12 protein-coding genes are annotated in these 13,874 nt (G+C 70.4%); 9 read left to right on the plus strand and 3 right to left on the minus strand.

Features of this window, described 5'->3' with window-relative positions; all coding sequences use genetic code 11:
* The first annotated feature begins 159 nt into the window (after positions 1-159).
* Entirely contained in the window at positions 160-1,107 is a 948-nt protein-coding gene (locus tag ABZ642_RS13350; protein WP_360481856.1) for a hypothetical protein, read from the plus strand.
* 25 nt (positions 1,108-1,132) lie between these two features.
* On the opposite strand, the gene ABZ642_RS13355 is transcribed toward ABZ642_RS13350, so the two are convergent.
* Positions 1,133-1,564, minus strand: coding sequence for a Rieske 2Fe-2S domain-containing protein (locus ABZ642_RS13355; protein ID WP_360481859.1), 432 nt, complete (start codon positions 1,562-1,564; stop codon positions 1,133-1,135).
* A gap of 411 nt (positions 1,565-1,975) precedes the next feature.
* On the opposite strand from ABZ642_RS13355, the gene ABZ642_RS13360 reads away from it, so the two are divergent.
* Entirely contained in the window at positions 1,976-3,157 is a 1,182-nt protein-coding gene (locus ABZ642_RS13360) for a LacI family DNA-binding transcriptional regulator (RefSeq protein WP_360481861.1), read from the plus strand.
* Complete coding sequence (locus tag ABZ642_RS13365) at positions 3,154-4,065, plus strand: carbohydrate kinase (RefSeq protein WP_360481864.1); 912 nt, start codon at positions 3,154-3,156, stop codon at positions 4,063-4,065. The genes ABZ642_RS13360 and ABZ642_RS13365 overlap by 4 nt, the downstream gene beginning before the upstream one ends.
* Positions 4,066-4,255: 190 nt before the next feature.
* Here the strand turns inward: ABZ642_RS13365 and uvrA are convergent, their stop codons facing one another.
* Positions 4,256-7,285, minus strand: a complete 3,030-nt coding sequence (gene uvrA / locus ABZ642_RS13370; protein WP_360481867.1) for an excinuclease ABC subunit UvrA — start codon at positions 7,283-7,285, stop codon at positions 4,256-4,258.
* Between the two features lie 224 nt (positions 7,286-7,509).
* On the opposite strand from uvrA, the gene ABZ642_RS13375 reads away from it, so the two are divergent.
* From ABZ642_RS13375 to ABZ642_RS13395, 5 genes are all read left to right on the plus strand, one after another.
* Complete coding sequence (locus ABZ642_RS13375; RefSeq protein ID WP_360481870.1) at positions 7,510-8,199, plus strand: maleylpyruvate isomerase family mycothiol-dependent enzyme; 690 nt, start codon at positions 7,510-7,512, stop codon at positions 8,197-8,199.
* Between the two features lie 44 nt (positions 8,200-8,243).
* Entirely contained in the window at positions 8,244-8,900 is a 657-nt protein-coding gene (locus ABZ642_RS13380) for an MBL fold metallo-hydrolase (protein ID WP_360481873.1), read from the plus strand.
* Positions 8,901-9,386: 486 nt separating this feature from the next.
* Positions 9,387-10,271 (plus strand): ABC transporter substrate-binding protein, encoded by an 885-nt coding sequence (locus ABZ642_RS13385; protein WP_360481876.1) that lies wholly within the window; start codon positions 9,387-9,389, stop codon positions 10,269-10,271.
* Positions 10,268-11,188, plus strand: coding sequence for an amino acid ABC transporter permease (locus ABZ642_RS13390; RefSeq protein ID WP_360481879.1), 921 nt, complete (start codon positions 10,268-10,270; stop codon positions 11,186-11,188). The genes ABZ642_RS13385 and ABZ642_RS13390 overlap by 4 nt, the downstream gene beginning before the upstream one ends.
* Positions 11,185-11,937: an amino acid ABC transporter ATP-binding protein gene (locus tag ABZ642_RS13395; RefSeq protein ID WP_360481882.1), complete on the plus strand. Its 753-nt coding sequence runs from the start codon at positions 11,185-11,187 to the stop codon at positions 11,935-11,937. The genes ABZ642_RS13390 and ABZ642_RS13395 overlap by 4 nt, the downstream gene beginning before the upstream one ends.
* 4 nt (positions 11,938-11,941) lie before the next feature.
* Here ABZ642_RS13395 and aroQ read toward each other — a convergent pair whose 3' ends face one another.
* Entirely contained in the window at positions 11,942-12,415 is a 474-nt protein-coding gene (gene aroQ / locus ABZ642_RS13400) for a type II 3-dehydroquinate dehydratase (RefSeq protein ID WP_360481884.1), read from the minus strand.
* Between the two features lie 172 nt (positions 12,416-12,587).
* Between aroQ and ABZ642_RS13405 the strand changes: the two genes are divergently transcribed.
* Positions 12,588-13,874 carry an MFS transporter gene (locus tag ABZ642_RS13405; RefSeq protein WP_360481887.1) on the plus strand — a complete coding sequence of 429 codons (1,287 nt, stop codon included), beginning with the start codon at positions 12,588-12,590 and terminating at the stop codon, positions 13,872-13,874.

Here is a 13,874-nt window from a genome sequence, read left to right on the forward strand (position 1 = left end):
GGTCAACACGCTTCAATGCGGGGGAACTCGGGGCCTTGAGCAGCGGCCTGCGGACGCGGCGTACCCAGGTACGGCCGCCCCGACGCCGACGGGGTGGCCCCGGACCCCCGCCAACGGCCTGACCAGCCGTGGTGAACCCCAAGAGAAAGGCCCTCCTGCATGCGGCACGGCACACAGCACGCGGACGTCGCCACCGCGGAACTGGACTCGGCCCTGCGCGGCGGCCCCTTCCATGTGGCCCTGCGCGCCGCGATCGCCGCCCGCGGGCTGCCGCTCCAGCGCGTGCAGCACCATCTCTCCCGCTACGGGGTCAAGGTAGGCGTCACCAGCCTGAGCTACTGGCAGCAGGGAGCCCGTCGCCCGCAGCGCCCGGAGTCACTGCGGGCCGTCCGGGCACTGGAGGAGATACTCCAGCTCCCGGACGAGTCCCTGATCCGGCTGCTCGCCGATGCCGACCAGGGCCCCGCCGTACGGCGTCCCGCCGCCCGCTCCTACCGCTCCCTGATCGAGGCCTCCGACGTCCAGGACCGGCTGCAGTCCGAACTCGGCTGGTCCCTCGACGGCGGTCTGCACACCCTGGGACACCACGAGCGCGTGCGGATCGGCGCCCACCGCGAGCTGGCCGCCCGTGAGTCGCAGCACATCGTGCGCGCCCACCGGGACGGCGTCGACCGCTTCGTGGCCGTCCACCACGGCGACCCCGGCTGCGCCCCGCAGCACATGACCGTGCGCGCTCTGGAGAACTGCCGCACCGGACGCGTCCGTTCGGACCCGGAGACCGGCCTGCTCGTCGCCGAACTCCTCTTCGGCACCCGCCTGCGCTCCGGCGACACCTTTCTCTTCCGTTACGCCGTGGAGGACGGCACGGCAGGTGTCTCCCGCGAGTACGTCCGGGACTTCGGCTTTCCCGGCGGCCAGTACACCCTCCAGGTCCGTTTCACCGCGGACGCGCTGCCGACGCACTGCCACCGGTTCGCCCAGCACTCCGCGGCGGCCCCGCGCAGTGGCCGGCAGGCCCTCCCGCTGAGTGGGCTGCACCGCTCCGTCCACCTGGTCGAGCCCCGGGTACGGCCGGGTCTTCTCGGGATCGGCTGGGACTGGGAATGACCCGGCGCTGAACCGGCCCCTCGGATCAGGCGCCCGGGCCTGCCACGAGTCGGCCGTTCGCGGCCTTGACCGGCAGTTCGTTCAACGGCTCGGTGGCCGGCGACCGCGCCACCTTTCCCGTGACCGCGTCGAACTCGCTGCCGTGGCAGGGGCAGACCAGCGTCGTGCCCTGGAGTTTGTTGATCGGGCACCCCGCATGCGTGCAGATCGTGCTGTACGCCTTCAGGGCCCCGTCGGCGGACCGGCTGACGACGACGTTGTGCTCCCGGTAGAGCTTCGCGCCGCCCTTGGTGACCTCGCTCTCGGCCCCGAGGTCGACCGGGGCGGTCGGCGTCGCGTCCGCCGAGGCTCCGCCGCCGGGAGCCGAGCAGGCGGCCAGCCCCAGCCCGGCGACCGGTGCGACCGCCGCTCCCCGCAGGACGGTACGACGGCTGGCGGAGGATCGGGCGGCGGGCATCAGGGGCTCCAGCGGTGTGGGATGGGGTGGGATGGGGTGGGGTTGATCGATTGCAGCGGTGGCCGTGGCGGCCGTGGCGGGGCAGAGCGACGATACCCGGGCAGATCGTCCCGCTTTCGGGGTGGGTCGGGTTGTGGGCGACGTGCCAGCGAGGTTGGGGGTACCCGGGGCCGGAGGTGGAGGCCGGTGGAGGTTGGCGGGGCTTGGGCGGCTCGCCCGGGAACCGCCGATGGTCCGAGGGGAGGCGGCGTGACCACGCCCCGGAAGAGTTCACCCGATCGAACGTAAACGCTTGCGTAAGCGTTTACGCGACGGTCTCGGATGGAGTAACTTCCCGGCCGAGGCCTACCGCAGCCCGGGAGGGAACCGCAGAGCCTTGCCCAAGGTCGGGAAGCGAAGGAGGGGAGCCCCATGCCCACCATGGCCGACGTCGCCCGGAGTGCCGGGGTCTCCGTGGCGACCGTCTCCCATGTACTGAACGAGACGCGTCCGGTGCTCCCCCACACACGTCAGGCGGTGCTCGACGCCATCGAGGAACTGGGCTACACACCCAACACCCTCGCCCGCTCCCTGGTGACCGCCCGCACCCGCTCCATCGGGCTCGCGGTGTCGGCGATCAGCAACCCCTACTTCACGGAGATCCTTCAGGGCGTCGAGGCCGCTGCCCTGAAGCACGGCTACAGCCTGCTCATCGCCGATCCGCACGACGATCCCGAGCACGAACGCAAGGTCGTCCAGCTTCTGCACGAGCGCCGCGTCGACGGCATGATCGTCGCCCCCTCCGCCGACCCGCGCGCGCTCCTCGCCTACCTCGACCGGCACGCCGTACCGGCCGTCCTCCTCGACCGGGTGATCGAGGACCGTGCGGACAGCGCCCCGCGCTTCGACCAGGTCTGCGCCGAGAACACCGAACCGACGGCCCGGCTCGTCACCCACCTGGCCGGTCTCGGGCACCGCCGGATCGGCCTGGTCGCGGGGCTGCCGGGGCTCAGCACCACCGGTGAACGGATCACCGGCTACCGGCAGGGGCTCACCACCGCCGGGCTGCCCTTCGACGACGGTCTGGTCGTCACCGGCAACTCCGAGTCCGCCGGAGCCGAGCGGGCCACCGCCGCCCTGATGGCGCTCACCGCGCCGCCCACGGCGCTCGTCACCGCCAACAACGCGATGACCATCGGCGCCCTGCGCGCCCTGCGCGCACACGGCCTCTCCGTGCCGGACGACATCGCCCTGTGCTGCTTCGACGACTTCGCCTGGGCCGATCTGTTCTCGCCTCGTCTCACCGCCGTCGCCCAGCCCAGCAGGGAGATCGGCGCCGAGGCGGTCCGCGTGCTTCTCGAACGGCTGGCCGCACCCGACCGGACCGCCGGGACCGTACGGCTTCCGTGCACCTTCGTGCACCGGACGTCGTGCGGCTGCCAGGAGGACGGCGGGGCGGCGGCGACCGCGCGGGACAGGTCGGCCCGGTCTGCCCGGTCGGCGGGGTCGCGTCAGCGGTCCGCACGCTCCCAGCAGGTCCAGCAGTCCGGGCAGTCCGGGCAGGCAGAGCATCGCCAGCATTCCGAGTACCCCGAGGAAGGAACCGTCTCGTGATCGTCGTCGCCGGTGAGGCACTGATCGACCTGGTACCGCAGGGCGCGGGCGCCCTCGCGGCCCTGCAGCCGGCGCTCGGCGGCGGACCGTACAACACGGCCGTGGCCCTCGGCCGCCTCGGCTCCCCCACCGCGTTCTGCTCCCGCACCTCGCACGACGCCTTCGGCGAGGCCCTGCTGGACGGGCTGCGGCGCGCGGGAGTCGATGTCTCCCTCGTGGAGCGCGGCACGGAACCGACCACCCTCGCGGCCGCCACGATCGACGCACAGGGATCCGCCTCCTACTCCTTCTATGTCGACGGCACCGCCGACCGTCTGTTCACCGCACCGTCCGGCCTGCCCGCCGCCACGCGTGCCGTCTCCTTCGGCACGCTCTCGCTCGTCCTGGAACCGGGGGCGAGCGCCTACGAGGAGCTGATGCGCGGTGCGGCCGGGCAGGGTCTGTTCACCGCCCTCGACCCGAACATCCGGGCAGGTCTGATCACGGATCAGGACGCCTACCGGGCACGTTTCAAGAGCTGGCTGCCTTCGGTGACCCTCCTCAAGCTCTCGGAGGAGGACGCGCTGTGGCTGGGCGGTACCCCGCGCGAATGGCTGGCGTCGGGCCCCTCCGCAGTGGTGATCACCCACGGCGGTGACGGTCTCAGCGCCTTCACCCCCGACGGCACCGTGTACGCCATTCCTGGTGAGGAGGTCGACGTCGTGGACACGATCGGCGCCGGGGACACGGTGAACGCGGCTCTGCTGCATGGACTCGCCGCCCAGGACGCCCTCTCCGCCGAGGCGCTTGTGGGACTGGGCGCCGACGGCTGGACCAGGCTGCTGCGATTCGCGGCGCGGGCGGCCGCGATCACCTGCTCCCGAGCGGGTGCGGAGCCGCCGTACGCCTCCGAACTGGGGGACCTGTAAGGGATGTTCGGCTCTCCGTCGCCTGTTCAACGGTCCCGCTGACACCGCGCTGATTCCGCTGTTGATGAGTCAAGGTTCGCCGCCGCCGCGAGGATCGGGCGGCTGATGATGGAACGAGCGACGCCCCGCGGGGAGTTCCCACGGGGCGCCGCACTTTTCTGGATTTGTCGGATCCGGTCGCCCGGGGACCTCAGGCCTTGCGAGCCCGGGTCGTCTTCTTCGCGGGCGCCGTCTTCCTCGTGGCCCCGGCCGCCTTCTTCGTGGCCGTGCCGTCGACCGCCGTGGCGGTCGCCGTCCTCTTCGCCGCCGACTTGGCGGCGACCGTCTTCTTCGCCGCCGGCTTGCGCGGGGCCTTCACCGAGCTGGCGTCGCTGATGCGGTCGGCGCCGAGGACCTCGCGCAGGAACTTGCCGGTGTGGCTGGCCGGGACGGCGGCGACCTCCTCGGGCGTGCCCTCCGCGACGACGAGTCCGCCGCCGGCACCGCCTTCCGGACCCATGTCGACGACCCAGTCCGCGGTCTTGATCACATCGAGGTTGTGCTCGATGACGATGACCGTGTTGCCCTTGTCGACGAGGCCGGCGAGGACCTTCAGCAGTTTGCTGATGTCCTCGAAGTGCAGACCCGTGGTGGGCTCGTCCAGGACGTAGACCGTACGCCCGGTGGAGCGCTTCTGCAGCTCGCTGGCGAGCTTCACGCGCTGTGCCTCACCGCCGGACAGAGTGGTCGCCGACTGGCCGAGACGGACGTAGCCGAGACCGACGTCGTTCAGCGTCGTGAGGTGGCGGTTGATCGCCGGGACGGCCTCGAAGAAGTGCATGGCTTCTTCGATGGGCATGTTCAGGACCTCGGAGATGGACTTGCCCTTGTAGTGGACCTCCAGCGTCTCCCGGTTGTACCGGGCTCCGTGGCAGACCTCGCACGGGACGTAGACGTCCGGGAGGAAGTTCATCTCGATCTTGATGGTGCCGTCGCCCGCGCAGTTCTCGCAGCGGCCGCCCTTGACGTTGAAGGAGAAGCGGCCCGGCAGGTAGCCACGGACCTTCGCCTCGGTGGTCTCGGCGAACAGCTTGCGGACGTGGTCGAAGACACCGGTGTACGTCGCCGGGTTCGATCGCGGAGTGCGGCCGATGGGCGACTGGTCGACGTGCACGACCTTGTCGACGAGGTCGTCGCCGTCCACCCGCGTGTGTCTGCCGGGGACGTTCCGCGCGCCGTTCAGCTCACGCGCCAGGTGCGTGTACAGGATGTCGTTGACCAGCGTCGACTTGCCGGAGCCGGACACGCCCGTGACGGCCGTGAACACGCCCAGCGGGAAGGACACGTCGATGTCCTGGAGGTTGTTCTCGCGGGCGCCGTGCACCGTGAGCCGACGGGACGGGTCCTGCGGGCGGCGGATGTCGGGCAGCGGGATCGCCTTCCTGCCGGACAGGTACTGGCCGGTCTGCGACTCCTCGTTGACCAGCAACTCCTTCAGGGAGCCGCTGTGCACGACCTTGCCGCCGTGCTCGCCCGCGCCGGGGCCGATGTCGACGACCCAGTCGGCGACCTTGATGGTGTCCTCGTCGTGCTCGACGACGATGAGCGTGTTGCCCATGTCGCGGAGCCGGACCAGGGTCTCGATCAGCCGGTGGTTGTCGCGCTGGTGCAGGCCGATCGACGGCTCGTCCAGGACGTACAGGACACCGACGAGACCGGAGCCGATCTGGGTGGCCAGGCGGATCCGCTGCGCCTCGCCGCCGGAGAGCGTGCCGGCCGCGCGGTTCAGCGAGAGGTAGTCCAGACCGACGTCGACCAGGAACCGCAGCCGCTCGTTGACCTCCTTCAGGACGCGCTCGGCGATCTTCTTGTCGCGCGCGTTGAGCTTGAGCTCGCCCAGGAACTCGGCGCAGTCGCTGATGGACATCGCCGAGACCTCGGCGATCGACTTGTCCATGATCGTGACCGCGAGGACGATCGGCTTCAGGCGCGTGCCCTGACAGGTCGGGCAGGGCACCTCGCGCATGTAGCCCTCGAAGCGCTCACGGCTGGCGTCGCTCTCGGCCTCACTGTGCCGGCGCTTGACGAAGGGCACCGCACCCTCGAAGGGCGTGGTGTACACGCGCTCGCGTCCGTACCGGTTGCGGTAGCGGACCTCGATCTGTGTCTTGTGGCCGTAGAGCAGGGCCTTCCTGGCGCGCTGCGGCAGGCCGGCGAAGGGGATGTCGGTACGGAACCCCAGCGCGTCCGCGAGGGCGCCGACCAGGCGGCCGAAGTAGTCCTTGGTGTGCCCGTGCGACCAGGGGTGGATGGCGCCCTCGTCGAGGGACTTGTCCTCGTCGGGGACGATCAGCTCCGGGTCGACCTCCATGCGCGTGCCGATGCCGGTGCATTCGGGGCAGGCGCCGAAGGGCGAGTTGAAGGAGAAGGAGCGGGGCTCCAGCTCCTCGAAGGACAGGTCGTCGTACGGGCAGTACAGGTGCTCCGAGTACATGCGCTCGCGCTCGGGGTCGTCCTCGGGGAGGTCGACGAAGTCGAGCACGACCATGCCGCCGGACAGGCCCAGCGCGGTCTCCACGGAGTCCGTGAGGCGGCGCTTGGCGGTGTCCTTCACCGTGAGACGGTCGACGACCACCTCGATGGTGTGCTTCTCCTGCTTCTTGAGCGTCGGCGGTTCGGAGAGCTGAACGGTCTCGCCGTCCACGCGCGCGCGGGAGTAGCCCTTGGTCTGGAGGTCGGCGAAGAGGTCGACGAACTCGCCCTTGCGCTCGCGCACCAGCGGCGAGAGCACCTGGAAGCGGCTCCCCTCCGGCAGCTCCAGTACCTTGTCGACGATGGCCTGCGGCGACTGGCGGGAGATCGGGCGGCCGCACTCGGGGCAGTGCGGCTTGCCGATGCGCGCGAAGAGCAGACGCAGGTAGTCGTAGACCTCGGTGATGGTGCCGACCGTCGAGCGCGGGTTGCGCGAGGTCGACTTCTGGTCGATGGACACCGCCGGGGACAGTCCCTCGATGAAGTCCACGTCCGGCTTGTCCATCTGCCCGAGGAACTGGCGCGCGTACGAGGAGAGCGACTCCACGTAGCGACGCTGGCCCTCGGCGAAGATCGTGTCGAAGGCCAGGGAGGACTTGCCCGACCCGGACAGCCCCGTGAAGACGATGAGCGAGTCACGAGGCAGGTCGAGCGAGACATTCTTCAGATTGTGCTCGCGCGCGCCACGGACGATGAGACGGTCGGCCACAGCCGGTCCGCACCTTTCTTGAGAGAAGTGACAGGGGCAGGGCCCCGTGCTTCTTCAGACTAGGGGGAGCCACTGACAACGCCGGATGGATTCCTGGATGCGTAAACAATCCCGGACCATCCAGCATGCCCGACGCCGTCACCGACGATATAGCACGCGCATTCGATTTACGGACCTCGTGCGAAACCTTCACCCGAAGGTGTGGCGGAGCTACTGTCAGCCCCATGATTGATCACGCTCATGACCTGGCGTCTGTACAGGAAGCGACGGACCGGCTTCTCACCGCAGTCGCCAAACTGGACAACGCGTCCGTGGCCCGACCGTCACGGCTGCCCGGTTGGTCGGTCGGTCACGTCCTGGCCCACCTCGCCCGCAACGCGGACGCGCTCACGAACGTCCTCGACGGCCGTCCCATGTACGTCTCCGGCGAGGCCCGGGACACCGACATCGAGCGTGACGCCCCGCGCCCGCTCGACACTCACCTAACCGACCTGCGCGAAAGCGACGCCCGGTTCCGGACCCTCGGGGCGGAGCCCGCGGACTGGACGCGCACGGTGCAGCTGCGCAACGGGGTCACCGACGCGGCGGCACGGGTGCCGTTCCGGCGCTGGGCCGAGGTCGAGCTGCACCATGTCGACCTCGGGATCGGCTACGAGCTGGAGGACCTCCCGGCGGAGTTCACGGAACGGGAGATCGACTTCCTGGCGGAACGCTTCGGCGGCCACCGGGACGTTCCCTCGACCGGACTGCGTGCCGACGGCGGTCGCGTCTGGACGACGGGCGGTGGCGCCCCCGGAGGCCCGGTCGGCGTCGAAGGAAGCGCCGCGGATCTGCTCGGCTGGCTCGCCGGCCGCCGTGACGGTTCGGCCCTGACGGTGCGGGGCGGCACCCTGCCCGCACTTCCGCCGCTGTAGCGCACGGCACCTCGCGGGCCACTCTCCGCTATAGGCTGACCGCCATGACGTACAGCGGAGAGGTGACGGTCGGCGGACCGGCGGACGTGCACGAGCTCAAGGACCTGATGATCACCAAGATCGCGGTCGGGCCCATGGACAACAACGCCTATCTGCTGCGCTGCCGCGCCACGGACGAGCAACTGCTGATCGACGCGGCCAACGACGCCGAGACGCTCCTGGGCATGATCGGTGACGACGGCATCGCGTCCGTCGTCACCACGCACCAGCACGGCGACCACTGGCAGGCGCTGGCCGAGGTCGTCGCCGCCACCGGCGCACGGACGTACGCGGGCCGCGAGGACGCCCCCGGCATCCCGGTCACCACCGACGTCGCCGTCGACGACGGCGACGTCATCCGGGTCGGCCAGGTCGAACTGACCGCCCGCCACCTCGTCGGTCACACCCCCGGCTCCATCGCCCTGGTCTACGACGACCCGCACGGCCACCCGCATGTCTTCACCGGGGACTGCCTCTTCCCCGGCGGGGTCGGCAACACGCGCAAGAACGCGAAGGCCTTCGCCAGCCTGATCCACGACGTCGAGACGAAGATCTTCGACGTGCTGCCGGACGAGACCTGGGTGTACCCGGGGCACGGCAACGACACCAGTCTGGGCACGGAGCGCCCGCACCTGCCGGAGTGGCACGCACGCGGGTGGTGAGCGCGGGGGCACGCACGCCATGGGCTTGAGCTGTGGGCGTGAACTGTGGGCGTGAGCAGTAGGCGTGGCCCATCCGCGTGAGCCGTGCGAGCGAGGCGTGCGTGTGAGGCGTGCGCGCCCGGCGCGTGGTTCTCAACTCACGCCCGGCGCACACCCCTTCACCCACGCCCGGCGCGCACGACCTCACACGCCCCGCGCGGACTCGTCGCGCGCCCCGTGTGAACAGTTCGCACGCGCCGGGGTCCAGCGCACGCTCCCCGCGCGCGCCGTTGGGCGGTCAACTGGTGTCAGCCCCGCACAGGATGACGGCTCCTGCGCGGTACGGGCCGCCGGTCACCATTCCCCGCCCTCGACCGGCGGCCCCGGCATGGCCCCTTCGCAACCCGCGCCAGGCAACGTTCACAAGACCGCAACACCAGTTCCCACTATGCGGACAGATAACCCCTTGACCTGGACATACGCGGCGTTCGCTGTCACTCTCCCGCCATGCACCCTGCCCCGAGCGCACTGCGCCGCGCTGCTGCCGCCGCCACCATAGCCCTGCTCGCCACCGCTGTCGGCTGTGCTCCGCAGCCGGAGGAGAAGGCTTCCGGCGGGTCTTCCTCTTCGGCCGGAACCACGTGCGCCAAGGGCAAGCTGGCCACTCAGACGTCCGGCAAGCTGACGATCGCGACGGACGAACCCGCGTACGAGCCGTGGTTCAAGGACGACAAGCCGGCCAACGGCGAGGGCTTCGAGTCGGCGGTCGCGTACGCCGTGGCGAAGCAACTGGGGTACGACGAGAGCGCGGTCGTCTGGCAGAGCGTGCCGTTCAACAAAGCGTTCGCGCCGGGCGTGAAGACCTTCGACTTCGACATCAACCAGGTGTCCATCAGCGCCGAGCGCAAGAAGGCCGTGGACTTCTCGTCGGGTTACTACGACGTGCGCCAGGCGGTCATCGCGCTCAAGGGCAGCAAGGCCGCGAAGGCGACCGGTATCGCGGATCTCAAGGGCCTCAAGCTGGGCGCCCAGGTCGGCACCACCAGCCTCGACTACATCACCGACGTGGTGAAGCCGTCGCAGCAGCCCGCCGTGTACGCCAAGAACGACCAGGCCAAGTCGGCGCTGAAGAACGGCCAGGTGGACGCGATCGTGGTCGACCTGCCGACGGCCTTCTACATCACCTCGGCCGAGGTGACGAACGCGAAGATCGTCGGCCAGTTCGAGAACCAGGGCGGCACGCCCGAGCAGTTCGGCCTGGTCCTCGACAAGGGCAGCGCGCTCACCTCGTGCGTCACGGACGCCGTCGACGCGCTGCGCAAGGACGGCACACTGGCGAAGATCGAGCAGCAGTGGCTGTCCGACGCCGTCAACGCCCCGGTGCTCAAGTGACCGTCACCAAGGACGGGTCCAGCAAGGAGGGCGCGGACGGCACGAGTGGCATGTCCGCGCACAGGGACGACGGCTACACCCCGTCCGAACGGCGGCTGGAGCGGGAGCGCTACAGGCGTGCCCGCGCCCGTCGCGCCACCGCGATCGCCGCGCTCTCGACGCTGGTCACGGCGGTCGTGCTCTACCTGGTCGTCGTGAACGCGCCCGGCTGGCCGCGCACCAAGGAGACGTTCTTCAACGGGCAGTACGCGCGCGAGGCATTGCCGAAGGTCCTCGAAGGGCTGTGGCTGAACGTCCGGTTGCTGGTCATCTGCGGTGCCGCCGTGCTGGTCCTCGGCATGCTGATCGCCATCGCGCGCACACTGCGCGGCCCGGTGTTCTTCCCGTTGCGGGCGCTCGCGGCGGCGTACACCGACTTCTTCCGCGGGCTGCCGCTGATCATCAACCTGATGATCGTGGTGCTGGGCGTCCCGGCGCTGCGGCTGCAGGGGGTGACGGTCGATCCGGTGCTGCTGGGCGGTACCGCGCTGACGCTGACGTACTCCGCGTACGTGGCCGAGGTGTTCCGCGCCGGCATCGAGTCGGTCCACCCCTCGCAGCGCGCGGCCGCCCGTTCGCTCGGCCTCAGCAACCGGCAGGCCCTGCGCCATGTGATCCTGCCGCAGGCTGTACGACGTCAGGTGCCGCCGCTGCTGAACGACCTGGTGTCGCTCCAGAAGGACACCGGTCTCGTGTCGATCGGCGGTGCGATCGACGCCGTACGGGCGGCCGACATCATCGTGGGCCGCAGCCTCAACTACACGCCGTACATCGTCGCCGGGCTGGTCTTCGTGGCGCTGACCATCCCGATGACCCGCTTCACGGACTGGGTGACGGCACGGATGGACCGGCAGCGGGCCCAGGGAGGATCCATATGAGCGACGCACCTGTCCTGCGCATGGAGTCCGTCCGCAAGACCTTCGGCGCCTCGGTGGTGCTGCGGGACGTGGACCTGGCGGTCGCCCCGCACACCGTGACCGCGCTGATCGGCGCGTCCGGCTCCGGGAAGTCGACGCTGCTGCGCTGTGCCAACCTCCTCGAGGAGATCGACGACGGCGCGATCTGGCTGGACGGCGAGGAGATCACCGCCCCGCGCGCGGACCAGGACGCGGTACGCCGCCGTATCGGCGTGGTCTTCCAGGCGTACAACCTCTTCCCGCACATGACCGTGCTGGACAACATCACCCTGGCACCGCGCCGGGTGCACGGCGTCTCCCGCGCGGAGGCCGAGGAACGGGCTCGCGAGCTCCTGGAGCGCCTCGGGCTGGGTGACAAGACGGGCGCCTACCCGGACCGGTTGAGCGGTGGTCAGCAGCAGCGGGTGGCGATCGTGCGCGCCCTTGCGGTACGGCCCCGGCTGCTGCTGCTCGACGAGATCACCGCCGCCCTCGACCCGGAGCTGGTCGGCGAGGTGCTCACCGTGGTCCGCGGTCTGAAGGACGAGGGCATGACCATGGTGCTGGCGACGCACGAGATGGGCTTCGCCCGGGACGTCGCGGACCAGGTCTGCTTCCTCGACGGCGGCGTCGTACTCGAACACGGCACCGCCGATCAGGTGTTCGGCGATCCGCAGCAGGAGCGCACCCGGCGCTTCCTGCGGCGGATCGTGGAGGCCGGACGGCTCTGAGGCGTCAGGCGTCCGTCGTGGCGGCGCCGGCCAGCGCCGCCACCCGTTCCACGCCGAACACATAGCCCTGCACACCGCATCCGGCGATCACGCCGTCGGCACGCAGGGAGACGTAGGAGTGGTGCCGGAACGACTCGCGCTTGTGGATGTTGGAGATGTGGACCTCCACCACAGGCATCCCGTCGCAGGTGTTGAGGGCATCCAGGATGGCGACCGAGGTGTGCGAGTAGGCGCCCGGGTTGATGACGATCCCGCAGTGGCCGAGGCGCGCCTCGTGGATCCAGTCGACCAGTTCACCCTCGTGGTTGGACTGACGGAAGTCCACGGTGCCGCCGTGCGCGGCCGCCGCCTTGACGCAGAGGGCCTCGACGTCGGCGAGCGTGTCGGAGCCGTAGATCTCGGGCTGGCGCTGGCCGAGCAGGTTCAGGTTGGGCCCGTTGAGGATCATGATCGGGGCGTTGGCCAGGGTGCGGGGCACGCTTCCTCCGGTCCGTTCGGACGATGAGCGGCCCTGGGCGGACCGCGGCTCAGACCGGTTTATCACGGTGCGCCGAGGCGCCCGTGAAGGGCGCCGTGCGCCCCCGTAACGGACGGTCACCGTGGGTAGTTGACGCGACATGCACGATGTACGCACCGTAAGGGTTCCCTCGATGGTGAGGCTGGCGGCCGCCTCGCTCGCCGGGACCGCCATCGAGTTCTACGACTTCTTCGTCTACGGCACGGCCGCGGCGCTCGTCCTGGGGCCGCTGTTCTTCCCGACGTTCTCACCGCTCGCGGGGACGCTGGCGGCGTTCGGGACGTTCGGTGCGGGGTTCGTGGCCCGCCCGCTGGGCTCGGTGCTGTTCGGGCACATCGGGGACCGGCATGGCCGGCGTCCGGTCCTGGTCGCATCCCTGCTGCTGACCGGCGCCTCGACGGTCGCGGTCGGCTGTCTGCCGTCTTACGGCACGATCGGCGTGGCCGCGCCCGTGCTGCTGCTCGTGCTGCGCTTTCTGCAGGGGCTGGGGCTCGGCGGGGAGTGGGGCGGGGCGGTGCTGCTGACCGCGGAGCACGCGCCTCCCGGGCGGCGCGCCCTGTGGTCGAGCTTTCCGCAGATCGGCCCCGCCGTCGGCTTTCTGCTGGCCAACGGCGTGATGCTGGCCCTGTCCGCGTCGCTGTCCGAAGCGCAGTTCGCGCAGTGGGGGTGGCGGGTGCCGTTCTGGGCGGCGGGAGCGCTGGCGCTGAGCGGGCTGTGGCTGCGTTCGTCGTTGCCCGAGAGCCCCCGGTTCCTGGAACTCGACAACCACGCGCGCGTGCCGATCGTCGAGGTCGTACGGCATCACTGGCGACTGGTGCTGCTGACGGCGGGGGCGCTCGCGGTCGGGTACGCGGTGTTCTACGCGGTGACCACCTGGTCGCTGGCGTACGGGACCGACCGGCTCGGGGTGAGCCGTACCGTCATGCTCGTCTGCATCATGGCCGCCGTGGTGGTGAAGGGCTCGCTCACGCCGGTGATGGCCCTGCTCGGCGACCGCTACGGGCGACGGCCGCTGTGTCTCGCGGGGTGCACGGCCTCGGCGCTGTGGATGTTCCCGATGGTCGCGCTGCTGGCGACCGGTGAGCCCCTGTTGATGTTCCTCGGGTTCACGGGCGCGCTGATCTCCTTCATCGCCATGTTCTCCGTCGTCGCCGCCTATCTGCCGGAGCTGTACGAGCCCCGGGTGCGCTGCACCGGCGCCGCCGTCGGCTACAACCTCGGCGGAGTCCTCGGAGGCGCGCTCACCCCGATCGTCGCGACGGCGCTGGCCGAGCACAGCGGGCGGGTGCCGTGGGCTGTGGGGACGTATCTGACGGCGATCGCGCTGCTGAGCCTCGGCTGCTTCGCGCTGCTGCCGGAGACGCGCCCGATGCCGGTGAAGGCGGCCGAGCCGGTCACGGGTGATCCGGTCACCAGGTGA

The sequence above is a fragment of the Streptomyces sp. NPDC007157 genome, assembly GCF_040634235.1.
GTDB lineage: Bacteria > Actinomycetota > Actinomycetes > Streptomycetales > Streptomycetaceae > Streptomyces.